Genomic DNA, 25,308 nt, shown 5'->3' with positions numbered 1-25,308 from the left:
CGGCAGTTTCGCAATCAGCTCAATACCGGGCCGACCGTCCGAGAATGGGTGGTTTGCCGACCGACCGCTTCTGGCGAGCAGACCGTATAGCTGACGCTCAATACAATTGATCCACGGCATATTTAACAGCGTCGGCAAGGCGTCGGTCTACTGTAGACGCGGTAAACGACTGCGCGACACATTCGAATGTCGTGTCGTGGAACGGGAAGATGAAATGCTTCGCGGCGGCATAGGCGCTCGGGTCGTGATAGCGATGAACGCTGTTCATCCGCTCAAGCTGCGCGATCCAGGGTGAGTCGACAACGCGCATCGCGCGATACGGCTGAAAACCGCTTCCATGAAGCGGGTGCCCTTCGAATGTCTCGTCGTTCGGGGCTCCGAATAAGCTGGACAATAGTCGCTCGAAACGAACGTGACCTACTCGTTCGTCATCGTCCGGCAGGAGGAAAAACAAGGCGGAAGTTTGATCCGATTGAAGAAGTGTCGGGAGCGGGGCTCCAACGTCCCACGATACCGGGCAGTCGCAAAGGACAGCGTATGGGCGGCCCTCTGCCGCAGCCAGTCGGCGCTCGGCGTCTAAGAGCCTCTCATATGCCGCCTCGTATGCTTCCATTTCGCCGCCGACATGTTTGGGCGTGAGGGCCCGCACTGCTCGCCCCAGCTCATCATTGGCGACAGCGAGAGAGGCTTTCAGCTCTTGGATTGTCGGCTCGGTCATCGACTGCTTCTAGCGTCACCTTCAAGCCACTCCAACGTCCGCAACTGGGGCGTGAGCTGCCTTTCAGGCCAATCCTACGGCTGGCGGCGCTACTTCACGATGACATAGGCGCGACTGCTCGCAGAGATTCCGCCTGGAGTTTTGACCTCATAATCGAACCAGGCGACACCGTTGAAGCCGGCTTTCGCCTGGATGAACAGTGCACCGCCAGCCTGCGGCGTGACGGCGATGGCGGGATCGAAGCGAGAGGGAACGGTCACGCCAACCAGGCTTAACGGATATTTGTTCGATTCGACGAACCAGGTCAGGTCGTTCGAGGCAAGCGCCACCGAGCCATTCGAGTTGGGATCGTAGAACGGGATCGTCGCCGTCCCGCCCGGCGCAACGAAGAAGAAGTCGGGTTCAGGGAACAGGCTATTCGAACTTAGCGCAGGATGTTCGGCGAACGGCGCAACCGCGGCGTAGATCTCTGAAATTCCCATGGCTTGCACGCGCGCTGCCGCCTCGGCGGTGTTCGCCGAGCTCAAATCCCACAAGGCACGCAGCAGATAGCCCTGGATTCCCAGCATGTAGGAAGCCGCGACGTCGTCGTCTGCCTCGATCGGCCCTATCGCCACCGAGTAGAGCGTGATCAGATGCGCGGCAGCGGCGATAACGTCGTCGCGGTATTTGCCGGAATTGGATGGGTTTCGCGGCAGCGCCCGCAGCACGGCCTCGGCACCCGCTTCGGTATAGATGCGGAGTGTAGGTTGCGCCTTGAGGATCTCCGCCAGCACGGGAGCATCCGTTCCGAACAGGGTCGTGTAGTAGAAGGTAGAATAGCCGGGCCCGTAGCCAAACTGCTGGATCGCATAGAGAAACGCGGTCAGCCGGATATTGGCGGCGCGGATGCGCCGCGCGTCGGCGACTTCCATGGCATCGGCAGACGCGACTGCCCGAACCCACGAGAAGGTTCGCAAATCCCGATCCCGGTCTCCCAGGGCGAAACCGCCTGAGTCAAGCTGGAGCGCACGCTTGGTCAGCGACTGATCGCCGGTGCCGTAGATCAGCGTAGTCAGCGGCGAGATGACGGTCGAGCCTGCAGGCGCCGTCATCTGCGACAGCGTCAGGCCCGAGGTCTTGTCGATTCCGAATGCCAGGATCGCGTTGCTGCCGTCGTCGACAAATGGAATGGGAGAATAGGGGAAGTTGATCGGAGAAAACAGCCCGCGATAGAATACGCCGTTTCGGTCGGTCCCGAAGGCCGAATAGTCGGGCCCTCCGCTTACGACCACGCCTCGCGGGTAAAAGCGCACTTCTCCAATCACGGGCCCGGCGCCTTCGATCTGGAATCGCGTGGCTGCAGGTGTGGGCGTCGGTGAAGGCGACGGCGTCGGGGTTGGGGCCGGTGCTACGACGGACCCCGAGCCGCCACCGCCACCGCCACCGCCACAAGCTGTGGTCAGCCCGAAGATGATAAGCGTCGCGGCTTGTGTCCATTTCATCGAGCTGCCCCCCCAAAGGCACGCTAGTTGAGACTCAAATATAAATGCAAGTAGTTAGTCGGCTTCGTTAAGGAGCCGGCTTCGATCGCAGCGTCTAAAGCGAGCGACCGCCTTCAGGCATCGTCCAATTGAACCAGATCGGTAGCAACTGGGGCGAAAGCGGCCTTAAATCACTTGCACTATGATGCCGCCGAAGCGGGCTTCGTCCGCTCAACATTTTACGCCGTCGATGAAACACTCGTGACTGGGATAGTCGTCTCCCGTCGCGACATAACGGGCCGCATATCTGCCATCCAGGCTCGATTGAAAGAAATGAACTTGCTCGGCATTTTCATCGGTCGCCCGCCCGACGCACGCCCGGCAGAGCTAGCGTGGGTACCTCGGATTCGTCGTCACTTCCTCGTCGCAGATCGGACAAGCCTGTCCCATGGCGTCACCGCATCGCGACGATTATCAACCTGGCCGCATGTTTTCAGGCGGGGCGCTTGCCGTCTGGCCGCCTTCACGAATCCGCGGCCTCAGCTTTCCGTTTCGCCCCCCACCCCGTCGATCGTCACGACGGGCTCGCTGCCCCGGCGCAGCGAGCAGCGGAAGCCGTGGCTCTGCTTGTTGGTGTCGCGGTAGCTGTTGGCCAGCTCGACCTGGCCCTTGATCACCCAGCTCTTGCCGTTCCACACGGTGCTGGTGACGTTCGAGACCCGCGCCAGCCGGGCATGGCGCTCGCCCAGCGTCTCGGTCTCCATCGCGCAGCGGTCCGCGGCGGCGTCTTCGTCATAGAGCCCGTCGAAGCGGGCCGAATCGGGTGCGGGCGTTTCGGCGATCGGGCCGCCGCCCGGTTGGGCAGGCTCGCCATAGCGGCTTTCCTCGACCGGACCGGTGTCGATCGGCACGCGCTCCTCGGCGGGGGCGACGTCGTGCGCCTTCTTCTTCCCGCTGGATATCAGCGCCAGCACGCCGCCGACAACCAGGCCGCCGACGATCGCGTCGCCCAGGTCGAACTTGTCCTTCTTCACTTCGCGCGACGGGCGCCAGCGCTCCTGCGCTTGCGCCTGTGCCGGCATTGCCAGCCCGGCCATCGCCACCGCGCCGGCCGCGACGCCCACAAGCTTCAGAACCGTCATGCCGCCCTCCGTTACTTTCGTGGAACGAGAATTATGCCGCCAAGCCTGTCGCGCGGATGAACCGGCGCGCTCCTATTTCGCCGATGGCGGCGGCGCGAACTTTCGCGCCAGCGCCGCCTGCACTTCCGCCACCTTGATCACCCGCCAGCGCGATGCCTCCTCCGATGGCGGCAGGGCCGCGACCGTCACGGGGCGGATCAGCAGGCGGAGCTCCCAGCCCATGGGCTCGCTGTTCCTGGTATATCCCCCCACGATAGCCGTGCGCCGCACCAGCTCGTTCGCCTCGACGATGAAGCCATCCAGGCCCTGCCGCTCCACATAGTTCGCCGCCGCCAGGAATGCCGCTTCCTCCACGGTGGCGCTCGTAGCGGCAACATCGCCGAACCGAATGTTGACGAGGTTCGGATCATCGGCCTTTCGCACGGCGAAGCCGCGCATATCGGTACCGAAGAAGCTGGATCCCTCGCCGCGCATCGCCGGCAGGCCGGTTCCGCTGTCGATCCGCGGAAGCATCTCCACGATCCGCATCAGATCGATGGCGATCGCCTCGCGGCGTCCCTGCTCAAATCGTTCGCGCAGCGAATCCGATAGCTGGGTGGCCAGGCCGGGTTGCGTGCCGTCGGACCTGGCCTGCCGCAGGAAATCCGCCGCCACCGCCATCGCTTGTCCTTGCGGGCGATCGGGATGGCTACGCAGCTGATCGACGGTGAGTCCCGGCGCTGCGCGGCGAAGGTCCATCGCCCGCTTCCAATCCTGCAGTTGCAGGCGCGCCTTTGCCGCCGCATTCCTGCGCTGTTCCAGATCCTGCCGTTCGGCCCGACCGAGCGCGCGCTCGCCCTGGGCCGGCGGGCTGGCCGCATCCTCGATATCTGCGAGCGCGCGTCGATATTCGCCCTCCGAACCCGGCATGTCCCCAAGCGTGGCCAAGGCATAGGCCGTCGCACCGGCGACGGATGCCCGCTCGCTGATCAGGTCATAGCGCCTCTGCTCGTCCGTATACCCCGTCCAGCCGATGCGCCCGCGGGGAATGTCGAAGCTCAGCTGCCGCGAATAGGTGACGGCCTCCGCGAAATCGCCCTTCGCAAGCGTCAGCCAGAAGAGCATGCGCAGCAGCGCGGCATCCTGCACCGCCCCTTCGCGCAGGAGAGCCTTTTGCATGGCATAGTCCGGCTCGTGCCTGAGCGCGATCGCGCGGGACGCGTTGCGCAGCGAGATGGACCAGGGGCGGCTCTCGATCACCGCTCGCAAGGAAGCCCGCGCTTCCGCGCCGGACCCCAGCTCATAAAGCGCAACGGCACGCAGCATCTGGGACGCGATCCGGGCGGGGTCCTGATAGCCCGCGACCGCAGGACGTCGGAGCGCGGCATCCGCCCGATCCAGCGAAGCGAGAGCCTCGGCATAGGCCTTCGCGCCGATCTGGTGCACTGCCTTTGCCTGGATCAGTGAGACCCGCCGCAGCCAGTAGCGATCCGCGAGCATGGGTTCGGCGAGCGCCTTGTCGCATGCGACAATCGCCGCGGACGGATCCTTGTCGCCATAATAGAGCGTCGCCCCGAGCCAGGACCCTTTCTGCATGCCGTCATATTTCAGCCCCGGGGCGAAATAGCCGTCACAGGTGTAGAAGTCCTGATCGGTCGCCAGGCTGAGCGCCGTCGGCGCCGCACCTTGCGCGAGCACCTCCACCGGCAGCAGGCAAAGCAATGCCGTCCACCCCATGATCCGCATCGCCTTCAAGATCCCCCCAGCCCCTTTGAAGGCTGGAGGGATACTTGGCCGCGAAGGGAAGGAAAAGCGGATCCTCGCCTATTTGGTCTTCACCGTCAGGCCGGTCCACTTCGCCGTGAAGGCCCAGAGGTCCGCCGCCTCGTCGATGATCTTGTCGGTCGGCTTGCCCGAGCCGTGCCCCGCGCGCGTCTCGATGCGGACGAGGTGCGGCTTGTCGCCGATATCGGCATGCTGGATCGCCGCGGTGTACTTGAAGGTATGCCCCGGCACGACGCGGTCATCGGTGTCCGCCGTGGTCGCCAGGATCGCCGGATAGGCCACGCCCGACTTGACGTTGTGGTACGGCGAATAGGCGTAGAGCGTCCTGAAATCGGCTTCCTTCGACGGATAGCCGTAATCGTCGACCCAGTAGCGGCCGGCGGTGAACCGGTCGAAGCGCAGCATGTCCATCACGCCCACCGCCGGCAGCGCCGCGGCGAACAGGTCCGGCCGCTGGTTGACCACCGCGCCCACGAGCAGCCCGCCGTTCGAGCCGCCCTGGATCGCCAGCTGGTTCCTGCCGGTGATGCCCTGCTGGATCAGATACTCGCCGGCGCCGATGAAATCGTCGAACACATTCTGCTTGTTCGCCAGCCGCCCGCCGTCATGCCATGCCTTGCCATATTCGCCGCCGCCGCGGATGTTGGCGAGGACGAACACGCCGCCCTGCTCCAGCCATGCCAGGCGCGAGGACGAGAAGCTGGGGCCGTAGGACACGTTGAAGCCGCCATAGCCCCAGAGCAGGGTCGGCGCCGGGCCGGTGGTGGTCGCCTTGCGGACGATGAACAGCGGCACCCTGGTCCCGTCCTTCGACGCGAAGAAGCGCTGCTCGACCTTGTAGTCCTCCGGCTTGAAGTCGAGCTTCGGCCGCGCCCAGGGCGTGCTCACCCCGCTCGCCATGTCGTAGCGGTAGATCGTCGTCGGCTCGTTGAAGCTGGTATAGGAATAGAAGGTCTCGGCATCGTCCGGCTCGCCGCCGAAGCCCGAGGCGCTGCCGACGCCCGGCAGCTTGACCGGGGCGAGCGCGCTGCCGTCGAGCTTGTAGCGGCGCACCTCGGTCTTGGCGTCGACCAGATAGCTGGCGACCAGCGTGCCGCCGACGATCGCGGCGCCTTCCAGCGTCGCCTTGTCCTCGGGCACCAGCTCGCTCGTCGCCAGGTCCGCCGAGGCGACATCCATCGTCACGATCTTGTGCTTGGGCGCGCCCTTGTTGGTCACCCAGTAGAATTTGCTGCCGACATTGCCGGCCAGGCCCCAGCTGTTCTCCAGCGCCGGGATGATCACCCGCGGCTTCATCGCCGGGTCCTTCAGGTCGATCAGCGAGATCCGGTAGCGGTCGTCGGTGCCCTCGCTGGTGGTGATCACCATCCAGCGCCCGTCATCGGTGATCTGGGCATAGTGGCTCCAGCTCGGATGATCCGGCGTCTCGTAGACCAGCCTGTCGGCGCTGTCGGGCGTGCCGAGCTTGTGGAAGTAGATCTTGTGGTTCTCGTTGAGCGCCTGGAACTTCGCGTCCGCCGCGACGTCCGGGTAGCGCGAATAGAAGAAGCCGCTACCGTCCTTGGCCCATACCGCCGCCAGGGTGAACTTCATGCCGTGGACGCTGTCGCCGGTCTCCTTGCCGGTGGCGACGTCGAGCACCTTTCCGATGCGCCAGTCGGTGCCGCCGTCCTGGATCGCGTAGAGCAGGTACTTGCCATCCTCCGACGGCGCCCATTCGGAAAGCGCGGTGGCGCCGTCCTTCGACCAGCCATTGGGATCGATCAGCACCCGGCCCTCGCCATCGAGCTTGTCGCGGACGAACAGCACCGCCTGGTTCTGCAGGCCGCTATTGTGCATGTAGAAATAGCGGCCGCCCTTCTTCTGCGGCACGCCGAAGCGCTCGTAATCGAACAGCTGCTTGATCCGCGCCTTGAACCAGTCACGGCCCGGCAGCGTGGCAAGATAGCTGTTGGTCACCTGGTTCTCGGCATCGACCCAGGCGGCGACTTCCTTGTCGTTCCGCACGTCATTCTCGAGCCAGCGATAGGGATCCGCCACCTTCACCCCGAACTGCTCCTCCACCACGTCGACGCGGCGGGTTTCGGGATAGGCAAGCTTGGTCACTTTGGTCTCCGGCTGGGTCTGGGCGAATGCGGGGGTCGCAAGAAGCAGGGAAAGGATGAGAGAGCGGCGCATGGGGCCTCCGAATGGCGAATGCCCCTAGGCTAGCGCCCCCTCGCCGCCGCTCAAGCGAAACCGAGCACCGATGTCTCCGAAACGACCCAGGCCAGGGCGCCGAGGACGGGAGCGAGCGCCACGCCGGCCGAAAGCCAGGCACCGACATTGGAATGGGAAGGGTTCCTGTTCATGCTACGGATGTGGGGAGCCGGACCCGGCGCCGGGAGGGAAGGAAAAACTTTCCGCCCGCGAAACGAAGCTAGAGGCGGATCGCCTGCAGCGCCGCGATCCGGCGGCGGACATCGGCGAGCAGGTCGTCGCGCAGCCGGTCCGGCGAAACGCGCGAGGGCGCCACGCATTCGACCAGCGTCATCGATTGCTCGAGGTCCACATCCGCCTTGGCGATCGCATAATGGTGGCGGTGGACCGCATCGGGCAGGCGCGTCTGGAACTGCCGGACCAGTTCGAGCGCGGGCGCCAGAATCGCTTCGTTCGCAGCGCCATCGGCAAGCTGGCATTGCGGCTGCACAGCCTCGACGAGCCGGCGGACCAGGCCACGGAACGCAGCGCTGCGGGCGGGGATCGGCTCGTGCACCGGCCCGCGATCGAGGCTGGGCAGAAGCGCACGCAAGCTGGCCAGGCCGCCCGCCACATCCTCGCGCGTCATCTCGACATGCTTGCGGGCAAAGGCGATGTCGCGGTCGTTCCAGCATGACAGAGTGTATTCGGCGTCGGCGCGCGCAATCGCCAGCTGGAAGGCCGCCCCGCTCGTCCCCAGCCGCGCTTCGAATGCGGCGACCTCCGCGCGATCGGGCTCGAGCTGCGCCTTGCGGTCGAAGCCCGCCGGCGCATCGCAGGACGGCATGCCGAGCGATGCGTAGAGCCTGCGTGCTGCCATCCGGAACTTCGCGCTGTCCTCGCTTTCCAGAACGGTGCGGGCGATCGGCTTCGCCTGCGGCTGAGGCTGCGGGTCGGCGACATTGCCCGGCGAGTCGCACCCCGCCAGCGCGAAGAGCATCGTGATGGCCAGTCCTGCTCTCAACTGCCTCTCCTCGCCACGAATGTATCCCGCGCCGGGGTGGCCCCCAAAGGAAAAGGGCGGCCGCACCGTGGTGCGACCGCCCTTTTCCTATCTCGATGATCGAGGCCGATCAGGCGACGGCGTCGAAGTCCTCGTCGGCCAGCACCGGGCCCGAATCCTGGCCCTTGGCCGAGACGTCGCGATCGACGAACTCGATGATCGCCATCGGCGAGGCGTCCGAAGCGCGCGGGCCGGTCTTGATGATGCGGGTATAGCCGCCGTTGCGGTCGGCATAGCGCGTCGCCAGCACGTCGAACAGCTTCACCAGCTGCGCATCGTCGAGCAGGCGAGCATGGGCCAGACGGCGGTTCGACAGGCCACCCTTCTTGGCGAGCGTGATCAGCTTCTCCACGTACGGGCGAAGCTCCTTCGCCTTGGCGAGGGTGGTGGTGATCTGCTCGTGCTTGATCAGGGCGGCGCTCAGGTTGCGGAACAGCGCAATGCGGTGAGCCGAGGTACGCTGCAGCTTACGGCCGCCAACACGATGACGCATGGTAACTTCCTTCAGTTCGTCTGGGGGCCGTTTGGGGGCGCCCATCAAAGTATTACTTTGATGGGTACCCTCCGGTACCCCAAGCCAGGCAGCGATAAGGGCCGCTGCCCAAAACCCGTGTGCGAATTTCGCGAAGGCGCGCCCAAAGCGGATTCGGGCGCGAAAGTCAAGCCGTGCGTACCCGCGGCGGGGCCGGCGCCGCCAGCATCAGCGCCCAGATTGCCCATACCATGGCATCGGCGCGGTCGGGCGAGCGCCCCGGGCCGTTATAGCTTCCCGCCACGGTCATGCCCATCAATTCCGCCTCGAGCGCGTCGAACCGTCCGGCCAGTCGCACCCCGCCGCTCTCGAACAGGGCGGCGACCGGCTCGGCGCGCGCCGATTTGCCCCGCGTCGCCGTCACCGTGCGGAGCGGCAGCCGCACATTCGCCGCGCGCAGCACCGCGCGCACCATGTCGCCGCCCTGGTTGGTCTCCACCACGACGCGATCGGCCATGCACGCCTCCGCCGCCGCCGCGACGCGCAGCGCCCAGCCCTCCGGCGAAAGCCCGCTCGCCGAATGATCGGCCAGCACATGGCCGATGCCGTCCGCATCCACCCCGCACGCCACGATGCCGCACGTCCCTCCGGCGCTGGCCGGCGGGTCCACCCCGATCACCACCCGCACCAGCCCGGCCGGGTCGGGCGCCGGGCCACGGCACGCCTCGATCAGCGCCGACGGCCACAGCGTGCCCTCGATATCGGGATCGAGCAGCCCGTCGATCTCCTCGCGCCCGCGCCGGGTGCCGCCATAGGCATCGGCCATCGCATCGAGCCAGGATCGGGCGAGATGCGGATTGTCGCCCGACGCCCCGCCCGTCGCGACGGTGTCCGGGCTGGCCAATATCCCGCGCAGCGCCGCCAGCCCCGCCCGCGGCGTGGTGGTGACCAGCGCGCGGGGTGCCACACCGGCGCGCAGCCCCAGTTGCAGCATGTCCCAGCTCTCCTGGGGATGGCGCCATTTGGCGAGTTCGTCGCACCAGGCGAAATGATGCTCGGGGCCGCGCAGCGCGTCCGGATTGGCGCCGGAGAACAGCACCGCCTCGGCGCCGTTGGCGAAGACCACCCGCTGCCGGCTGGCCTCGAAGCTCGGGCGCACGCCCCCGTGCGGCGCGGTGGCGAGCAGCCCCGATGGGCCTTCCACCATCACCCGACGCGCCTCCTCGATCGTCGCCGCGACCAGCGCGATCCGCACCGCACCGCTCTCGCGGACGAGCGCGTGCAGCCATTCGGCGCCCGCCCGCGTCTTGCCGAAGCCGCGCCCCGCCATCAGCACCCAGGTCCGCCAGTCCCCCTCGGGCGCCTGCTGCCCGGCATGGGCCCATTCGCTCCAGTCGCCGTCGAGCGCGCGCAGCTCCGCCGCACTCAGCGCATCGAGCAGCCGCAAACGCTGTCCGGCATCCAGCCGCCCGATCCGCGGCGCCAGCATCCCCATTTCACGCCTCCCCTGTCCGCCCGCTTCGCTTCGCGGCCCGCGCCGGCTTCCCCGCACCGGCACCGGCACGCTCGATCGCCTCGATCTTGCGCAGGATGCTCGCCCGCACCGCCTCGATGTCGGGCGGCCGGGCGCGTGCGTCATAGCGCTGCGGCGCGCCGCCCTTCACCGAAGCGCGGTGCAGCTTGAGCAGGTTCATCGCCTCCGCGACGCTCATCGCCTTGCCGGTCGCCACGGCGGCGCCACTGACCGGCTCGCTCCGCAGGCTGTCGGTGGCGAGCGCGATCAACTGCGTCTCGATCCGCGCATAGCCCTGCTCCAGGCAGGCCTGCCACGCGGCCGCGAAGCCGGGCCAGCGCATCCGCCGCCGATAGATCGCCGTGGTCGAAAAGCCCGCCGCCTCCGCCGCCGCCCGCACATTGGCGGTCGCCGCCAGTTCCTCCAGGAACGCCCGCTCCGCCGCATGGGACCAGCGCTTGCCCCCGGTACGGATCACCTGCGTCTTCCGATTCCGCGCCTGCCGCACCACGCGCCCCTGCTCACCCATCTTCCCCATGTCGCCACCCGCCATCGCTCATCCCGGAAACGAACAATGCCGCCCGGCGCAAAGGCGCAGGACGGCATTGTTCCTGTTTTGTACCATATCAGCGCGGCGATGTCAAGGGCAGAGAGGGGCGGTGGTGACGTAATTTGGCGGTGTCGACTTCCCATATCGTCATCCCGGCGAAAGCCGGGACCCAGAGCCAAGAGCGACAAGGCAGAGAAACCCTGGGTCCCGGCTTTCGCCGGGATGACGGTTGTGGGTTGGCCCGCTGGGTAACTTCAAACTACGTCACCACCGAGGGGCACAGGCAAAGCAAAAGGGCCGCCCCTTTCGGGACGGCCCTTTCGTTTGTTTCGCGGTGATCGCAGGCCTTAGCCCATGATCTCCTGCTCGAGCTTCTTGGCCATCTCTTCGATGTTCTCAGGCGGCCAGCCCGGGATTTCCATGCCGAGACGGAGACCCATCGACGACAGGACTTCCTTGATCTCGTTGAGCGACTTGCGGCCGAAGTTCGGCGTGCGCAGCATCTCGGCTTCGGTCTTCTGGACCAGGTCGCCGATATAGATGATGTTGTCGTTCTTGAGGCAGTTCGCCGAGCGGACCGAAAGCTCCAGCTCGTCGACCTTCTTCAGCAGGTAACGGTTGATCTGCGACGCATCGCCCGAACCGCCCTCGGCCGGAGCAGCCGCAGCTGCCATGCCGATCGGAGCCGAACGGGTAACCGCCGAATCGTCGAAGTGGACGAACAGCGCCAGCTGGTCCTGGAGGATGCGCGCGGCATAGGCCACGGCGTCTTCCGGGGTGATCGTGCCATCGGTCTCGATCGACAGCGTGAGCTTGTCGTAGTCGAGCTCCTGGCCGACGCGGGTGTTCTCGACCTTGTACGAAACCTGGCGGACCGGGCTGTACAGGGCATCGACCGGGATCAGGCCGATCGGGGCGTCTGCCGGACGGTTCGACGCGGCGGGGACATAGCCCTTGCCGGTGTCGGCGGTCAGCTCCATGTTGAGCGTCGCGCCATCGTCCAGGTGACAGATGACGAGATCGGGGTTCATCACCTCGATGTCGCCCGACACGGCGATGTCGCCGGCCTTCACCTCAGCCGGGCCGGTGGCCGACAGCTGGAGGCGCTTCGGGCCTTCGCCCTGCATCTTGAGCGCGATCTGCTTGACGTTGAGGACGATGTCCGTCACGTCCTCGCGCACGCCTGCCAGCGAGCTGAACTCGTGGAGGACGTTCTCGATCTTGATCGAGGTAACCGCGGCACCCTGGAGCGACGAAAGCAGCACGCGGCGCAGCGCGTTGCCGAGCGTCAGGCCGAAACCACGCTCCAGCGGCTCGGCTACGAAGGTCGACTTGCGCTTGGGATCGCCACCGGGCTTCTTCTCGAGGCCGTTGGGCTTCTTGAGTTCCTGCCAGTTCTTAGCGTTGACCGACACGGGCTTTCCTCATGTTGGGCGGGATTTGAGGCCATCCCGCCAGGTAACAGCTGCAGGACCGCGAGCCCGCCTCAGGGCTCGCGGTGCAAGCAGGATTTAGACGCGACGACGCTTCGACGGACGGACGCCGTTGTGCGGGATCGGGGTCACGTCACGGATCGACGTGATCTGGAAGCCGACCGCCTGCAGCGCACGGAGCGCCGATTCGCGACCCGAACCCGGGCCCTTGACCTCGACCTCGAGGGTGCGCACGCCGTGCTCGGCGGCCTTGCGGCCCGCGTCCTCGGCGGCGACCTGGGCGGCGTACGGGGTCGACTTGCGCGAGCCCTTGAAGCCCATCATGCCGGCCGACGACCACGAGATGGCGTTGCCCTGCGCGTCGGTGATGGTGATCATCGTGTTGTTGAAGCTGGCGTTCACATGGGCGACGCCGGCGGTGATGTTCTTGCGCTCGCGACGGCGAATGCGCTGCGGTTCACGTGCCATTTTTCTGTCCCTTCCGACCTAGCGCTTACTTCTTCTTGCCGGCGATCGGCTTGGCCTTGCCCTTGCGGGTGCGCGCATTGGTATGCGTGCGCTGGCCACGGACGGGCAGGCCCTTGCGGTGGCGCAGGCCACGGTAGCAGGCGAGGTCCATCAGGCGCTTGATGTTCATCGCGGTCTGGCGACGCAGGTCGCCTTCCACGGTGTAGCCGGCGTCGATCGCCTCGCGGATCTGCAGGACTTCCTGGTCCGAGAGGTCCTGAACCCGGCGCTCGGCCGCGATGTTCAGCTTCTCGGTGATCTCCTTGGCCTTGGCCGGGCCAATGCCGTGGATGTACTGCAGCGCGATGACGACGCGCTTGTTGGTCGGGATGTTGACACCCGCAATACGAGCCATGAAATTTTTTCTCCCAGCTCCACGGGGTGCCGCATGGCAGCTCACACCCCATCTCGTAGCGTTGACTTCCGAAATGCAGCGGCACGACGAACACGCCAAGGCGCCGCCGTGAAACCGATCTTTCGGAAGATGCGCGACATATGCATCCGCCAACGCCGAGTCAAGCGCTGCGGGAAAGGCTTTCGCCGGAAAGCGACTCATACACCATCCCGCCTCTGCCGCCAAGCAGCCCGAGGGCCCACCGTCCCGGCATGCAACGTTCGACCTGCGGATCGAACAATTCATTGAATCTCTTGATACACTTGCGTGTGGGCGAGGAGAGCCGCACCATGCTTTCAGAGAGCAGGCGAAGTCCTATCTTGCAAGGTTCCCGTCGCCCCGGCACGAGGCCGGGATAGCGATATGGAGGGGGACTAGCCCTCCACCGCCAGCCGATACCCCGCGCCGCGCACGGTATGGAGGATCGGGCGCTCGCCTTCCTCCAGCTTGCGGCGCAGGCGGCCGATATGGACGTCGACCACGTTCGAGCCCGGATCGAAACGGCAGTTCCAGACATGCTCGAGCATCATCGTCCGGGTGACGACCTCGCCGGCATGGCGGGCGAGATATTCGAGCAGGTGGAATTCGCGGGCAACCAGCGATACCGCGCGACCGGAGCGCGCGACCGTGCGGGAAAGCAGGTCGATCTCGAGATCGCCCACCACGATGCGCGTGGCCTGGGTCTCCGCCTCGGCCCGGTCGGCGCGGCGCAGCAGCGCGGCGACGCGCGCCCGCAGCTCGGCAAAGGAGAAGGGCTTGGCGAGATAGTCGTCGGCACCAGCGGCGAGGCCGCCGACCTTGTCGTCCACCGTACCGAGCGCGGAAAGCATGATCGCCGGGGTCCGCCGCCCCTGCTCGCGCAGCAGGCCGAGCAGCGACAGCCCATCCATGCCGGGAAGCATGCGATCGAAAATCCAGAGATCGAAATTGCCCGTCTCGGCCCGGGCCAGGCCGGCGCGGCCGTCCTCGCAGGACTCGACCGCGAAGCCGGCATCGGCAAGCCCGCGCGTCACGAAGTCCGCGGCGGCGGCGTCATCCTCAACGATCAGGATCCGGTGATTCATCCGTCGCTCCAACCGCGTCCATCCGCTCCAAGAGAGGGTTGGCCGGCGAACAAGGGGGTGTCCGCCGGCCATTGCGTCGATGCCAGGGCAGCATCGACGACTTCAGGGGCGTGCGGCCAGCCCTGCGCTTCAGGCGACACCCGCCCCGCCGGGGCAGTGGCGAGGCGGGCACCCGGGCAACGATCGCGGGGGCGGCGATCGGCCCTGAGCCGAAAAGCGCGGAGAGGCGGACCGCATGCTGAAGACCTCTGCGTGCGACCGACGATCCCGCCGGCCACGGATCCCAGATACGATTACCCCCTGCCCCGGGCGGTGACCGGGGCATGACAAAAAGGTAATGTTGATTTGGCGATCCCTCGCCGAGCTCCTGCCGGCGAGGAACTGGAGGGCTTACCGCTCCGCTGTCGCCTTCAGCCTGGCGAGCTGGCCGGCAATCATGCCGTCGGCCGGCGCGGCGATCTTGCCCAGCCCCGGCCCGCCGGCCACCGCATAGGTGACGGTCAGCTCGGTCGACTTGCCATCAGCGCCCGGCTTGAGCGCGAAGGTCATCACGCCGCTGGCCGGCATCGCCTGGATCGGTCCCAGTCCGCCGCCAAGACGCAGCAGCTTGTTCGGCTGAACGAAAAGCACCCGCAGATGCTCGACGCTGCCGCCCTCGGCCAGCTTCTCGCAAAAGCAGCCGCCGGCGCGCGCATCCATCGAGAGATTCGCGGCATCGCCCGACCAGCTATGTTCGGGGTTCCACCAGCTGGCGGGCTCAACCAGCGTCGCCCAGAGCTTTGCCGGCGAGGCGGCGACCGCCAGCTTATGCGTGACGATGAAGCTGGTATCGGCGGATGCAGTGACTTCGGCGGCGGCCGGCGATGCGGCGAGCAGTGTCAGGGTGATCAGCGAACGGGTCTTCATATTCCCCTCCCCTCATGAAGCGGGAGGATCATAGCGCGCAGAGCAGCATTCCAGAAGCAGCGGCGACACGGCGCGGCACTGCGACCTCGATCCGCTCGGCGGCCTTGCGGGCAAGCGACAGGTAATGGAGCGTGCCGTCGAGATAGGCCTGGAATGCGCTGGCCGAGACATGCTGCCCATCGACGAAGCGGCGCAGCGCATAGGGGTCCGCCGTGGGCGGGTTGAGGCCTTCGCTGACCAGGGTGGCCGAGCGCACCCCGCTGGCAGCGAGCAGCGCCGGTGCGGACGGATGGAAGGTGCCGCTCGGGTAGCAGAAATGCTCCGGTGTCGTCCCGCCGGTTGCCGCCAGGATCGCCGCGCGGTTGGCCTCGATCTCGGGCACCAGCTGGCCGATGCGGCCGGAGACGTCGATATGGCGATGCGTGTGGAGCTGGATGTCGAGGCCGCGCGCATGGGCGTCGGCGATCTCGTCGGGGCGCATCAGGTGGAACTGGCGGCGCTCGAGCCATGCCTCGCCTACGCCCAGCGCGCGGCCATAGCTGCGCAGCGCCGCGAGCCGCTCGCCTTCCGGCAGCGCCTCTATCCGGCGGATGACGGCGCCGCGATCCTCGCCTGCCCGCCCCGATGCCGCGATGAGATAGTCGACCGCGACATTGACCACCGGCAGGTCGCGGCCGGCATACCAGGTGGTGGCATAGAGCGTCGCGGGCAGGCGATGCGCTTCCAGCACCGGCAGCATATGGCTGTGGGTCGAGGCCCAGCCATCGTCGATCGTGATCACCACCGCGGAGCGTGGCAGCCGGTCCGCGGCGAGCCGCTCGACTGCCTCGCCGAGCGGCAGCACCGGCAGGCCCGAGCGGGCGAGCCGCGCCATGCGGGCGGCGAACATGTCGGGTGTCATGAACAGGCAGCTGCCGAACGGCGCCCCAGGCGCGAGCCAGAGGCCGTGATAGCAGAGGATGCGCAGCTGGCCGCCCGTCGCGCGGCGAGCGAGCGCGGACAGGCCGGTTAGGCCGGCAGCTCTCAGCAATGCGCGCTTGGGCAGCATCGAACGAAAATCCCCCACCCAGCCTGCATGGCCGGACCGGGGGATCGTCACACCCCGTGCTTAAGCAGGGGTTAGAGCAACAATATATTACAATGACTTGCACCGTTACGAAGGAGACGCTGGCGTTGGATGCCCTCCGGATTCCATTCGTCACCCCGGCCTTGTGCCGGGGTCCACCGGGAGGCAAGGCAGACCCTGGAGGCGCTTGCCGGGTCTGCGCGGCACGGTGGACCCCGGAACAAGGCCGGGGTGACGAAGTATCTGTCAAGGCAGCTCACGCTCGCCCCACCGGCATCAGAAACAGGAAAGGCCGGGCGTCATGCCCGGCCTTTCCCAAATCCAGTCCCTCACAAGGAGGGGTATCTCACGCCTTGCCGTCGAGGATCGCGTCGATCTGCGCGCCGACCTCGGCGATGTCGGCCATGCCGTCGACCTTCCGCACCAGGCCCTTGGCCTCGTAGAAGGGCAGGATCGGCGCGGTCTTGGCGCGGTATTCGGCCATGCGGGTGCGCACAGTCTCGGCATTGTCGTCCGGACGGCGCTTGAACTCGTGATGGCCGCACACGTCGCAGGTGCCCTCGACCTTGGGCAGCTTGAACTTGTCGTGATAGCCCTCACCGCAGTTCGCGCAGGTGAAACGACCCTCGACGCGCTCGACCAGCGCATCCTCGTTCACTTCGAGCTCGATCACGAAGTCGAGCTGGCGGCCGCGCTCGCTCAGCAGCGTGTCGAGCGATTCGGCCTGGGCGGCGGTGCGCGGATAGCCGTCGAAGATCGCGCCCTTCAGCGTGTCTTCCATGTCCAGCCGCTCGCCGATGATCCCCGAGACGATCGCGTCCGAGACCAGTTCGCCGGCATCCATCACGGCCTTGGCCTGGATGCCCGTGGGCGTTCCCGCCTTCACCGCGGCGCGCAGCATGTCGCCCGTCGAGAGCTGGACCATGCCCCGCTCTTGCTCGAGACGCTTGGCCTGGGTGCCCTTGCCGGCTCCCGGCGGGCCCAACAGGATGATGTTCACTAAGCCTGTCCCCTCTTAGGCTCTGGGCCGCGCTTAACGCGCGCGACCCTTCAGCTTCGCCTTCTTGATCAGATCGCCATACTGGTGCGCCAGCAAATGCGACTGGATCTGCGTCACCGTGTCCATCGTCACGTTGACGACGATGAGCAGGCTGGTGCCGCCCATCAGGAACGGAATGCTCATCGACGAGAACACCGCTTCGGGAACGAGGCAGATGACCGTCAGATAGGCAGCGCCGATCACGGTGATGCGGGTGAGCACGTAGTCGAAGTACAGCTCGGTGTTCTTGCCCGGACGGATGCCCGGGATGAACCCGCCATAGCGCTTGAGGTTCTCGGCGGTCTCCTCCGGATTGAACACCACGGCGGTGTAGAAGAAGGAGAAGAAGATGATGCCGAAGCCGTAGAGCGCCATGTAGATCGGCGAACCGTGACGCAGCCACGTGTTCAGGTTGATGATCAGGTCGCTGTACCAGTTCTCGCCCGCGGTCATGTTGCCGGCGAACTGGGTGACCGTCAGCGGCAGCAGCAGCAGCGACGAAGCGAAGATCGGCGGGATCACGCCGGCGGTGTTGAGCTTGAGCGGCAGGTGGCTGCGCTCAGCCTGCACGCCGCGCGCGGTCTGGCGCTTCGGATACTGGATCAGGATGCGCCGCTGGGCACGCTCCATGAAGCAGATGAACAGCACCAGCGCGGCCACGCCGACGATGATGATGATCAGGCGCAGCGGATCGATCGAGCCGGTGCGGCCGCTCTCGAACAGCTGGACGAGCGTGGTGGGCAGGCGGGCGACGATGCCCGCCATGATGATCAGCGAGATGCCGTTGCCGATGCCGCGATTGGTGATCTGCTCACCGATCCACATCAGGAACATGGTGCCGCCGATCAGGGAGATCACCGCGCCGATGCGGAAGATCATGCCGGGCTCCACCACGGGCTGCAGGCCCTGGCTGGCGCCGAAGGTCTCGAGACCGACGGCGATGAAGTATCCCTGCACCGCGGTCAGCGCCACCGTGCCGTAGCGGGTGTACTGGTTGAGGCGCTTGCGGCCGCTCTCGCCCTCCTTCTTGATCGCGTTCAGCGTCGGCGACAGCGAGGTCGCCAGCTGCACCACGATCGAGGCGGTGATGTAGGGCATCACGCCGAGCGCGACGATCGACATGCGGTTGAGCGCGCCGCCGGTGAAGTTGTTGAAGAAATCGAGCACGCCGCCCTGGGTCTGCTGCGCGAGCAGGTTCAGCTGGGTGGGGTCGACGCCCGGAAGCGGCACGTAGCTCAGCATGCGGAAGACGATCAGTGCGCCGAGGGTGAACCACAGGCGCTTCTTGAGATCGGTAGCCTTGGCGAACTTCGCCAGGTTGATGCTGGAAGCAAGTTGATCGGAGGCGGAGGCCATGTCGTATTAGGTCCCGGAAACAGAAACGGCGGATGAGCGTCTCCGCCCCCCGCCGTTCATATAGGGTGTCCAACCCTTAGGGCAATCTGTCCCCGGCGAGACGCTGGGGACAAGTCGCCGAACGGCGTCATGCTTGCCCCGGCGCGAGGCCGGGGACCGGCATGGTCACGCCTTGGCGGCGGCCTTCTTGGCTTCCTTGTCGGCCGCACGCGCCTTCTGGACGACGCGGTGCTTGGCCTTGGCCTTCTCGGCAGCCGGCACGATCTCGGGGATCGTCACGCTGCCACCGGCCTTCTCGATCGCCTCGCGAGCCGACTTCGACACGCCGGCGACGGTGAAGTTCAGCTTGGCCGAGAACTCGCCCTTGCCGAGCACGCGCACGCCGTCCTTGCCGCCGCGGGTCAGGCCCGCCGCGTTCAGCTCGGCCTGGGTGATGTCGGTCGCGGTCAGCTTGCCCGAATCGACCGCCTTCTGGATCGCGCCCAGGTTCACCTCGGCATAGTCCTTGGCGAAGATGTTGTTGAAGCCGCGCTTCGGGATGCGCATGTGGAGCGGCATCTGGCCGCCCTCGAAGCCCTTGATCGAGACGCCTTCGCGGCTCTTCTGACCCTTCTGGCCGCGGCCAGCGGTCTTGCCCAGGCCCGAACCGATACCGCGGCCGACACGGACGCGGCTCTTGCGGGCACCATTGTTATCGCGGAGATCGTTGAGCTTCATACTATGCACTCGCTTTCGCTTTTGTCGCGCTGATGGAAAAGGAAGCGGGGCCCATAGCGTCGCGAGCAGGCTTTGTCACCCCCGTTTTCGCTGCCGCCACGGCCTCGCGCCCGGGCCGGCACTCGCGCCGCCATTCGTATAAGATCGAACTTGTCGCCCTTCCCTCGGCGGAGGCACAAGGGGGCGATGAAGAATCTCCTGGCCATCCTGCGTCTGCCATCGGCACGGATCGTCGTGGCCGGAGCGCTGCTCTTCGTCGTCATCTCCTGGGTCGCGGTGATCTGGCAGATCCAGGAAGACCACAACCTGGCCGTGCGATCGGCATCGCGGGAGAATCGCGACCGGGTGGTCGCCTTCGAGCAATATGTGCGGCGCACGCTCGAAGTGGCCGACCTCGCCACGCAGTATCTCGGCGAGCGCTATGGCGCCCTTGTCGACAAGGCAGACCACAGCAAGCCCCAACTGATCACCCTGCCCCGCTATTTCGGCCCGATGATCACCGGCGCCGAGATCGCCGACCGCGACGGCCACATCCTCTTCACCACCAAGCAGCGCGGCCCGGTCAATGTCCGCAACAAGCGCGTGTTCCGCGAGCTGCACGACGCCCCCGGAGTCGCACGGGCGATCTCCAACCCCACCGAGCCGGAGGGATCGAAGGAAGCCGTGCTGCTGATCGCCCGGTCCTGGCGCGATGCCCGCGGCGATTTCGCCGGCGCGGTGGCAGTGGATATCCCGACCGGTCGATTCGTCGATTTCAACGCCGGCCTGCATTATCGGCCCGAAGACCTGATCTCGATCATCTCGCTGCGCGGCATGACGCTGGCCCGGCGCGAAGGGCAGACGGTGAGCTGGGGGCAGGACCTCAAGGATACGCTGGTGATGCAGCGCCAGCAGGCTGATCCCAATGGGGAATATTGGGGGCCGAGCGCGATCGACGGCAAGCGCCGCCTGTTCAGCCACCAGCGGTTGGACAACTATCCTATCTTCGTCACCTCCGGCATCGGCGAGAGCGACATCTTAGGGCCGGCGCGTCAGCGGGCGCGCTGGTTCCTGGTGCTGGCATCCGCGCTGACCCTGATGGTCGGCGCCCTGCTCGCGCTCTATTTCCGCCACGTCGACAAGCAGCAACAGGCACAGCACCGATTCGACGTGATCCGCGACGAGTTCGCCCATAGCGCGCGGGTGTCGTCGCTCAGCGAGATGGCCGGCGGCCTGGCGCACGAGCTCAACCAGCCCCTGGCAGCCGCGTCGAACTTCCTCTCGGTCAGCGAGCTCATGCTGAAGCGCGACGGCGATGGCGACCGCGAGGCGGTGCAGCTGCAGATCCGCCAGGCGCGCGGCCAGATCTCGCGCGCGGGCGACATCATCCGGCGGATCCGCGACTATCTGGCAAAGGGGGACGCCGACCTGCGCATCGAGCCTATAGACGATGTCATCCACGATGCGATCGAGCTGGCGCGCGGCGCCAAGGTCGCCCCTTCCGCGCGGATCACCTATTCCGGCATGCAGCCGCCCGCCCAAGCGCTGATCGACCGGATCCAGATCCAGCAGGTGCTGGTCAACCTGATCCGCAATGCCGAGGACGCAATGGCGGCGCTTCCGCCCGAGCGGCGCGCGATCCGCATCACCTGCGCGGTCGCCTCGGAGGATTTCCTGCGCATCAGCGTGGAGGACACGGGTCCCGGCATCCCCGATGCGGTGTTCGACAAGTTCAACATGCCCTTCATCTCGACCAAGGCCGCGCAGGGCCTGGGCATTGGGCTGTCGATCTGCCGCAGCATCATCGACGTGCATGGCGGCGAGCTGAAGGCCGAGAATCTTTCCCGCGGCGCAATGGTGAGCTTCACCGTGCCCCGCGATCCCACGCTGCGCGCTGCGGCGTGAGGCTTGTGCCCTGCTGCTCGGCGTGAGCCGGCATCGTCCGCACGCCACCATCACCCCCACCGATCATCCTGAGTGGAGGGCCACGCCTGTCGAAGCCCCGTATCGGAGGAGGTCCTTCGACACGCCATCTCGACGAGCTCCATGGCTATTCAGGATAGTCGGTTCCGGTTGGCCAGTCAGCGTCCGCTCAAACGAAAAGGGGCGACAGTCGCCTGCCGCCCCTTCTCAATCTTGCCGGGTGGCGAAGGCCTTAGCCCTCGAGCACCTTCACCATGTGCGGCAGCTTGCGGATCATGCCACGAACTTCGGGCGTATCCTCGAGCTCCGAGACCTTGTGCATCTTGTTGAGGCCCAGGCCGATCAGCGTCGCGCGCTGATCCTTGGTGCGGCGGATCGGCGAACCGATCTGCTGGATCTTGATCTTCGCCATGATCGATTACTCCGCGATAGCCGCAGCGTCCGCCTCGGCGGTCTGCGAACCGCCGCGGCCGAGCAGGTCGGCGATCTTCTTGCCGCGGCGCTGCGCAACGCTCTTCGGCGAGGTCTGCTCGCCGAGCGCTTCGAAGGTGGCGCGGATCATGTTGTAGGGATTCGAAGTGCCGACCGACTTGGTCACCACATCGGCCACCCCGAGCGATTCGAAGACGGCGCGCATCGGACCGCCGGCGATGATGCCGGTACCCTGCGGCGCCGAGCGCACATAGACGCGGCCGGCACCGAAGTGGCCAGCACCGTCATGGTGCAGCGTGCGGCCTTCCTTGAGCGGAACGCGCAGCATCTTCTTCTTCGCCGAAGCGGTCGCCTTCGAGATGGCTTCCGGCACTTCGCGCGCCTTGCCATGACCGAAGCCGACACGGCCCTTGCCGTCGCCCACGACGACCAGCGCCGCGAAGCCGAAGCGCTTGCCGCCCTTCACCGTCTTCGAGACGCGGTTGATGTGGACCAGCTTCTCGATCAGCTCCTCGCCACCGTCCTCGGCGTTCTGGCCACGACGGTCGTCGCGACGACCGCGGTTGCCGTCACGGCCGCCACGGCCACGATCGCCACCGCCGCCCGGGCCGCCACGGCCACGGCCGCGGCCACGACCCTGCTGCTCCTGGGGAGCGCCGGCGTCCTGGGCTTCGAAGCCCGCGCCCTCTGCGGGCGCCTGGTTGTTTTCGTCAGCCATTCTCAGAACTCCAGCCCGCTCTCACGAGCGGCATCGGCCAGCGCCTTGACGCGGCCATGATAGAGGAAGCCACCGCGGTCGAACACGACCTGGGTGATGCCGGCGGCCTTGGCGGCCTCGGCAACACGCTTGCCGACGTCCTGGGCGGCCTCGATGGTCGCGCCGGTCTTGCCACGCACGTCCTTGTCGAGGGTGGAAGCCGCGGCAACGGTCTTGCCGGCGGCATCGTCGATCACCTGGGCATAGATGTGCTTGCCCGAGCGATGGATCGAAAGACGCGGACGACCACCGGCACGCGCACGAAGCGCAGTACGGTTGCGGCGACGACGCTTCGCGAAAAGCGAGAGACCCTTGGTGCTGATCACTTCTTCTTCCCTTCCTTACGGAAGATGAACTCGCCGTCGTACTTGATGCCCTTGCCCTTGTACGGCTCGGGCTTGCGCCAGCGGCGAATCTCGGCCGCAATCTGGCCGACCTTCTGCTTGTCGATGCCCGAGATCTCGACAGTGGTCTGATCCGGGGTCTTGATCTCGATGCCTTCCGGCACGTCGATGTTGACGTCGTGCGAATAGCCGAGCTGGAGCTTGAGCACCTTGCCCTGCGCAGCCGCACGGTAGCCGACGCCGGTGATCAGCAGCTTCTTCGAGAAGCCGGTGGTCACGCCGGTCACCAGGTTCTGCACCAGGGTACGCTGCATGCCCCAGAAGGCACGGGCGCGCTTGGTGTCGTTCGCCGGCTGCACCGAGATGCCGCCTTCGACGAGCTCGTAGCTGATCAGATCGGCCTTCGGGATCGAGAGGGTGCCCTTCGGGCCCTTCACCGAAACCTGATCGCCGTCGACAGTCGCGGTCACGCCCGCAGGGACGAGAACCGGCTTCTTACCGATGCGGCTCATCAGAACACCTCCGCCAGCACTTCGCCACCAACGTTCTGCTCGCGCGCTTCCGCGTCCGAGAGAACGCCACGCGGCGTCGAGACGATCGTGATGCCGAGGCCGTTGCGCACGCGGGGAAGCTCCTGGCTGCCCGAGTAGACGCGGCGGCCCGGCTTCGAGATGCGCGCGACGTGCTTGATCGCCGGCTGGCCCTCGAAATACTTCAGCTCGATGCGGATGCCCGCGGCGGGGCCCATCTGCTCTTCGCTGTAGCCACGGATGTAGCCTTCGCGCTGGAGCACATCGAGAACGCGCGCACGCAGCTTGCTCGCCGGCGTAAGGACGGAGTCCTTGCGGGCGCGCTGGCCGTTGCGGATGCGGGTGAGCATATCACCCAGGGGATCGGTCACTGCCATCTTCGTGATCCTTACCAGCTCGACTTGGTGACGCCGGGGATGAGGCCCTTGTTGGCCAGATCACGCAGCATCACACGAGCGAGACGGAACTTGCGGTAGTAACCGCGGGGGCGGCCGGTGAGCTCGCACCGGTTGCGAATGCGGGTCGGGTTGCCGTTGCGCGGCAGCTCGGCCATCTTGAGACGCGCGATGAGACGCTCGGTCTCATCGAGGCTCTCGTCATTCGCGATCGCCTTGAGCTTCGCATACTTGCCGGCGTACTTCTTCACCAGCAGCTTGCGACGCTCGTTCTTGTTCACGGAACTCAGTTTCGCCATGACTTAAGTTCTCTTTCCTTTACGCGGCCTTGGCTTCGCCGTCCGCATCCTGCGGGAACGGGAAACCGAAGAGACGGAGAAGCTCGCGAGCTTCCTCGTCGGTCTTCGCGGTGGTGGTCACGATCACGTCCATGCCGCGGATCTTGTCGACCTTATCGTAGCTGATTTCCGGGAAGATCAGCTGCTCCTTGAGACCGCAGGCATAGTTGCCACGGCCGTCGAACGACTTCGGGTTGAGGCCACGAAAGTCGCGAACGCGCGGCAGCGCGATCGTGATGAAGCGGTCGAGGAACTCGTACATGCGCTCGCGGCGAAGGGTGACCTTCGCGCCGATCGGCATGCCCTCGCGCAGCTTGAACTGCGCGATCGACTTCTTCGCCTTGGTGATCACCGGCTTCTGGCCCGCGATCAGCTCCATTTCAGAAGCGGCCTGCTCGACCTTCTTCTTGTCCTGGGTAGCCTCGCCGACGCCCATGTTGAGCACGATCTTCTCGATCTTCGGCACTTCCATGACGTTCTTGTAACCGAACTTCTCGGTCATCGCCTTGGCGATGGTCTCGTCATAGAGCTTGCGCATGCGCGGCGTGTAGGAATCAGCCATTGATGACCTCCCCGGTCTTGACGGCGACACGGACCTTCTTGCCGTCGCGCTCCTCGAAGCGGACGCGGGTCGGCTTGCCGTCCTTGGTCACGTGCGCGACCTTGGAGATCGCCAGCGGCGCTTCCGAACGCTCCAGGCCACCCTGCGGGTTGGTCTGGCTCGGCTTGCGGTGACGCACGGCGACGTTGATGCCCGAAACGACGACCTTGCCGTCCTTGGGCAGCGACTTGACGACTTCACCGGTCCGGCCCTTGTCCTTGCCGGACAGGACGATGACCTGGTCGCCCTTCTTGATCTTGGCAGCAGCCATCACAGCACCTCGGGGGCGAGCGAAATGATCTTCATGAAGCCCTTCGAGCGCAGCTCGCGGACCACCGGGCCAAAGATACGGGTGCCGATCGGCTCCTCGTTCTTGTTGACCAGGACGGCAGCGTTGCCGTCGAAGCGAATGACCGAGCCATCGGCGCGGCGGACGTCCTTGGCGGTGCGGACGATGACGGCACGGTGCACGTCACCCTTCTTCACCTTGCCGCGGGGAGCAGCTTCCTTGATGCTGACGACGATGACGTCGCCCACGGAGGCGAAGCGACGCTTCGATCCGCCCAGCACCTTGATGCACTGCACCCGCTTCGCGCCGCTGTTGTCTGCGACGTCGAGATTGGACTGCATCTGGATCATTGATCCGGTTCCTTCTCGTTAGGCC

At 66.1% G+C, this 25,308-nt stretch carries 28 protein-coding genes; 1 reads left to right on the top strand and 27 read right to left on the bottom strand.

The window, feature by feature from the left end; translation table 11 throughout:
- Positions 1–97 precede the first annotated feature (97 nt).
- The 18 genes from J2W22_RS10160 to rplO all read right to left on the bottom strand — a co-directional run bounded on the left by J2W22_RS10160 (position 98) and on the right by rplO (position 19,345).
- On the bottom strand, positions 98–718 hold the full coding sequence (locus tag J2W22_RS10160; RefSeq protein ID WP_307118146.1) for a hypothetical protein: 621 nt from the start codon (positions 716–718) through the stop codon (positions 98–100).
- Between the two features lie 89 nt (positions 719–807).
- A complete protein-coding gene (locus J2W22_RS10155; RefSeq protein ID WP_307118145.1) occupies positions 808–2,025 on the bottom strand; it encodes a hypothetical protein in 1,218 nt (405 codons plus the stop codon).
- Positions 2,026–2,720: 695 nt separating this feature from the next.
- Positions 2,721–3,323 carry a hypothetical protein gene (locus J2W22_RS10150; protein ID WP_307118144.1) on the bottom strand — a complete coding sequence of 201 codons (603 nt, stop codon included), beginning with the start codon at positions 3,321–3,323 and terminating at the stop codon, positions 2,721–2,723.
- 72 nt (positions 3,324–3,395) lie between these two features.
- Positions 3,396–5,057 (bottom strand): hypothetical protein, encoded by a 1,662-nt coding sequence (locus J2W22_RS10145; RefSeq protein WP_307118143.1) that lies wholly within the window; start codon positions 5,055–5,057, stop codon positions 3,396–3,398.
- Positions 5,058–5,126: 69 nt separating this feature from the next.
- Positions 5,127–7,265 (bottom strand): prolyl oligopeptidase family serine peptidase, encoded by a 2,139-nt coding sequence (locus J2W22_RS10140; protein WP_307118142.1) that lies wholly within the window; start codon positions 7,263–7,265, stop codon positions 5,127–5,129.
- Between the two features lie 241 nt (positions 7,266–7,506).
- Entirely contained in the window at positions 7,507–8,289 is a 783-nt protein-coding gene (locus tag J2W22_RS10135) for a hypothetical protein (protein WP_307118141.1), read from the bottom strand.
- Between the two features lie 109 nt (positions 8,290–8,398).
- Positions 8,399–8,821 (bottom strand): 50S ribosomal protein L17, encoded by a 423-nt coding sequence (rplQ, locus tag J2W22_RS10130; RefSeq protein WP_307118140.1) that lies wholly within the window; start codon positions 8,819–8,821, stop codon positions 8,399–8,401.
- Between the two features lie 166 nt (positions 8,822–8,987).
- Entirely contained in the window at positions 8,988–10,295 is a 1,308-nt protein-coding gene (locus J2W22_RS10125; protein WP_307118139.1) for a DNA-packaging protein, read from the bottom strand.
- Between the two features lies 1 nt (position 10,296).
- A complete protein-coding gene (locus tag J2W22_RS10120; RefSeq protein WP_307118138.1) occupies positions 10,297–10,791 on the bottom strand; it encodes a hypothetical protein in 495 nt (164 codons plus the stop codon).
- A gap of 419 nt (positions 10,792–11,210) precedes the next feature.
- Positions 11,211–12,278 (bottom strand): DNA-directed RNA polymerase subunit alpha, encoded by a 1,068-nt coding sequence (locus J2W22_RS10115; protein ID WP_307118137.1) that lies wholly within the window; start codon positions 12,276–12,278, stop codon positions 11,211–11,213.
- A gap of 96 nt (positions 12,279–12,374) precedes the next feature.
- The gene (gene rpsK / locus J2W22_RS10110; protein WP_010545745.1) at positions 12,375–12,764 is read right to left on the bottom strand and encodes a 30S ribosomal protein S11; all 390 of its coding nucleotides are present in this window, start codon (positions 12,762–12,764) and stop codon (positions 12,375–12,377) included.
- A 25-nt stretch (positions 12,765–12,789) separates the two neighbouring features.
- The gene (gene rpsM / locus J2W22_RS10105; protein ID WP_307118136.1) at positions 12,790–13,158 is read right to left on the bottom strand and encodes a 30S ribosomal protein S13; all 369 of its coding nucleotides are present in this window, start codon (positions 13,156–13,158) and stop codon (positions 12,790–12,792) included.
- Positions 13,159–13,571: 413 nt separating this feature from the next.
- Positions 13,572–14,261: a response regulator transcription factor gene (locus tag J2W22_RS10100; protein WP_307118135.1), complete on the bottom strand. Its 690-nt coding sequence runs from the start codon at positions 14,259–14,261 to the stop codon at positions 13,572–13,574.
- Between the two features lie 390 nt (positions 14,262–14,651).
- Complete coding sequence (locus J2W22_RS10095) at positions 14,652–15,167, bottom strand: SRPBCC family protein (RefSeq protein WP_307118134.1); 516 nt, start codon at positions 15,165–15,167, stop codon at positions 14,652–14,654.
- 28 nt (positions 15,168–15,195) lie between these two features.
- Positions 15,196–16,215: a polysaccharide deacetylase family protein gene (locus J2W22_RS10090; RefSeq protein ID WP_307118133.1), complete on the bottom strand. Its 1,020-nt coding sequence runs from the start codon at positions 16,213–16,215 to the stop codon at positions 15,196–15,198.
- Between the two features lie 364 nt (positions 16,216–16,579).
- The gene (locus J2W22_RS10085) at positions 16,580–17,233 is read right to left on the bottom strand and encodes an adenylate kinase (RefSeq protein ID WP_307118132.1); all 654 of its coding nucleotides are present in this window, start codon (positions 17,231–17,233) and stop codon (positions 16,580–16,582) included.
- Between the two features lie 33 nt (positions 17,234–17,266).
- Positions 17,267–18,628, bottom strand: a complete 1,362-nt coding sequence (gene secY, locus J2W22_RS10080) for a preprotein translocase subunit SecY (protein ID WP_307118131.1) — start codon at positions 18,626–18,628, stop codon at positions 17,267–17,269.
- A 165-nt stretch (positions 18,629–18,793) separates the two neighbouring features.
- Complete coding sequence (gene rplO, locus J2W22_RS10075) at positions 18,794–19,345, bottom strand: 50S ribosomal protein L15 (RefSeq protein WP_307118130.1); 552 nt, start codon at positions 19,343–19,345, stop codon at positions 18,794–18,796.
- A 186-nt stretch (positions 19,346–19,531) separates the two neighbouring features.
- On the opposite strand from rplO, the gene J2W22_RS10070 reads away from it, so the two are divergent.
- Positions 19,532–21,229: an ATP-binding protein gene (locus tag J2W22_RS10070; protein ID WP_307118129.1), complete on the top strand. Its 1,698-nt coding sequence runs from the start codon at positions 19,532–19,534 to the stop codon at positions 21,227–21,229.
- 250 nt (positions 21,230–21,479) lie between these two features.
- On the opposite strand, the gene rpmD is transcribed toward J2W22_RS10070, so the two are convergent.
- Genes rpmD through rplN form a run of 9 tightly spaced genes read right to left on the bottom strand, consistent with a single transcriptional unit; the run spans position 21,480 to position 25,283 of the window.
- Positions 21,480–21,659 (bottom strand): 50S ribosomal protein L30, encoded by a 180-nt coding sequence (gene rpmD, locus J2W22_RS10065; RefSeq protein ID WP_086128658.1) that lies wholly within the window; start codon positions 21,657–21,659, stop codon positions 21,480–21,482.
- A gap of 6 nt (positions 21,660–21,665) precedes the next feature.
- On the bottom strand, positions 21,666–22,397 hold the full coding sequence (gene rpsE / locus J2W22_RS10060) for a 30S ribosomal protein S5 (protein WP_307118128.1): 732 nt from the start codon (positions 22,395–22,397) through the stop codon (positions 21,666–21,668).
- 2 nt (positions 22,398–22,399) lie between these two features.
- Positions 22,400–22,759 carry a 50S ribosomal protein L18 gene (gene rplR / locus J2W22_RS10055; protein WP_184170695.1) on the bottom strand — a complete coding sequence of 120 codons (360 nt, stop codon included), beginning with the start codon at positions 22,757–22,759 and terminating at the stop codon, positions 22,400–22,402.
- Positions 22,759–23,292, bottom strand: coding sequence for a 50S ribosomal protein L6 (gene rplF, locus J2W22_RS10050; protein ID WP_307118127.1), 534 nt, complete (start codon positions 23,290–23,292; stop codon positions 22,759–22,761). Before rplF ends, rplR begins: the two co-directional genes overlap by 1 nt.
- Positions 23,292–23,687 carry a 30S ribosomal protein S8 gene (gene rpsH, locus J2W22_RS10045; protein WP_086128654.1) on the bottom strand — a complete coding sequence of 132 codons (396 nt, stop codon included), beginning with the start codon at positions 23,685–23,687 and terminating at the stop codon, positions 23,292–23,294. Before rpsH ends, rplF begins: the two co-directional genes overlap by 1 nt.
- An 11-nt stretch (positions 23,688–23,698) precedes the next feature.
- Positions 23,699–24,004 (bottom strand): 30S ribosomal protein S14, encoded by a 306-nt coding sequence (gene rpsN / locus J2W22_RS10040; RefSeq protein WP_137861460.1) that lies wholly within the window; start codon positions 24,002–24,004, stop codon positions 23,699–23,701.
- A gap of 19 nt (positions 24,005–24,023) precedes the next feature.
- Positions 24,024–24,605, bottom strand: coding sequence for a 50S ribosomal protein L5 (gene rplE / locus J2W22_RS10035; protein ID WP_277768561.1), 582 nt, complete (start codon positions 24,603–24,605; stop codon positions 24,024–24,026).
- Complete coding sequence (gene rplX / locus J2W22_RS10030; RefSeq protein ID WP_307118126.1) at positions 24,598–24,915, bottom strand: 50S ribosomal protein L24; 318 nt, start codon at positions 24,913–24,915, stop codon at positions 24,598–24,600. Before rplX ends, rplE begins: the two co-directional genes overlap by 8 nt.
- Positions 24,915–25,283 carry a 50S ribosomal protein L14 gene (gene rplN / locus J2W22_RS10025; protein WP_086128650.1) on the bottom strand — a complete coding sequence of 123 codons (369 nt, stop codon included), beginning with the start codon at positions 25,281–25,283 and terminating at the stop codon, positions 24,915–24,917. The genes rplX and rplN overlap by 1 nt, the downstream gene beginning before the upstream one ends.
- Positions 25,284–25,308 lie beyond the last annotated feature (25 nt).

This window comes from Sphingomonas kyeonggiensis (assembly GCF_030812785.1).
Classification (GTDB): Bacteria; Pseudomonadota; Alphaproteobacteria; order Sphingomonadales; family Sphingomonadaceae; genus Sphingomonas; species Sphingomonas kyeonggiensis_B.
Note: the sequence above shows the minus strand (reverse complement) of the source record. Positions and strands in the feature narration are given on the sequence as shown.

What these genes read in the sequence shown, in the direction of transcription:
- J2W22_RS10160 (WP_307118146.1), bottom strand. Translation starts at nt 718, where the DNA reads ATGACCGAGCCGACAATCCAAGAGCTGAAAGCCTCTCTCGCTGTCGCC.
- J2W22_RS10150 (WP_307118144.1), bottom strand. Translation starts at nt 3,323, where the DNA reads ATGACGGTTCTGAAGCTTGTGGGCGTCGCGGCCGGCGCGGTGGCGATG.
- J2W22_RS10140 (WP_307118142.1), bottom strand. Translation starts at nt 7,265, where the DNA reads ATGCGCCGCTCTCTCATCCTTTCCCTGCTTCTTGCGACCCCCGCATTC.
- rplQ (WP_307118140.1), bottom strand. Translation starts at nt 8,821, where the DNA reads ATGCGTCATCGTGTTGGCGGCCGTAAGCTGCAGCGTACCTCGGCTCAC.
- J2W22_RS10125 (WP_307118139.1), bottom strand. Translation starts at nt 10,295, where the DNA reads ATGGGGATGCTGGCGCCGCGGATCGGGCGGCTGGATGCCGGACAGCGT.
- rpsK (WP_010545745.1), bottom strand. Translation starts at nt 12,764, where the DNA reads ATGGCACGTGAACCGCAGCGCATTCGCCGTCGCGAGCGCAAGAACATC.
- rpsM (WP_307118136.1), bottom strand. Translation starts at nt 13,158, where the DNA reads ATGGCTCGTATTGCGGGTGTCAACATCCCGACCAACAAGCGCGTCGTC.
- J2W22_RS10100 (WP_307118135.1), bottom strand. Translation starts at nt 14,261, where the DNA reads ATGAATCACCGGATCCTGATCGTTGAGGATGACGCCGCCGCCGCGGAC.
- J2W22_RS10095 (WP_307118134.1), bottom strand. Translation starts at nt 15,167, where the DNA reads ATGAAGACCCGTTCGCTGATCACCCTGACACTGCTCGCCGCATCGCCG.
- J2W22_RS10090 (WP_307118133.1), bottom strand. Translation starts at nt 16,215, where the DNA reads ATGCTGCCCAAGCGCGCATTGCTGAGAGCTGCCGGCCTAACCGGCCTG.
- secY (WP_307118131.1), bottom strand. Translation starts at nt 18,628, where the DNA reads ATGGCCTCCGCCTCCGATCAACTTGCTTCCAGCATCAACCTGGCGAAG.
- rplO (WP_307118130.1), bottom strand. Translation starts at nt 19,345, where the DNA reads ATGAAGCTCAACGATCTCCGCGATAACAATGGTGCCCGCAAGAGCCGC.
- J2W22_RS10070 (WP_307118129.1), top strand. Translation starts at nt 19,532, where the DNA reads ATGAAGAATCTCCTGGCCATCCTGCGTCTGCCATCGGCACGGATCGTC.
- rpmD (WP_086128658.1), bottom strand. Translation starts at nt 21,659, where the DNA reads ATGGCGAAGATCAAGATCCAGCAGATCGGTTCGCCGATCCGCCGCACC.
- rpsE (WP_307118128.1), bottom strand. Translation starts at nt 22,397, where the DNA reads ATGGCTGACGAAAACAACCAGGCGCCCGCAGAGGGCGCGGGCTTCGAA.
- rplF (WP_307118127.1), bottom strand. Translation starts at nt 23,292, where the DNA reads ATGAGCCGCATCGGTAAGAAGCCGGTTCTCGTCCCTGCGGGCGTGACC.
- rpsH (WP_086128654.1), bottom strand. Translation starts at nt 23,687, where the DNA reads ATGGCAGTGACCGATCCCCTGGGTGATATGCTCACCCGCATCCGCAAC.
- rpsN (WP_137861460.1), bottom strand. Translation starts at nt 24,004, where the DNA reads ATGGCGAAACTGAGTTCCGTGAACAAGAACGAGCGTCGCAAGCTGCTG.
- rplE (WP_277768561.1), bottom strand. Translation starts at nt 24,605, where the DNA reads ATGGCTGATTCCTACACGCCGCGCATGCGCAAGCTCTATGACGAGACC.
- rplX (WP_307118126.1), bottom strand. Translation starts at nt 24,915, where the DNA reads ATGGCTGCTGCCAAGATCAAGAAGGGCGACCAGGTCATCGTCCTGTCC.
- rplN (WP_086128650.1), bottom strand. Translation starts at nt 25,283, where the DNA reads ATGATCCAGATGCAGTCCAATCTCGACGTCGCAGACAACAGCGGCGCG.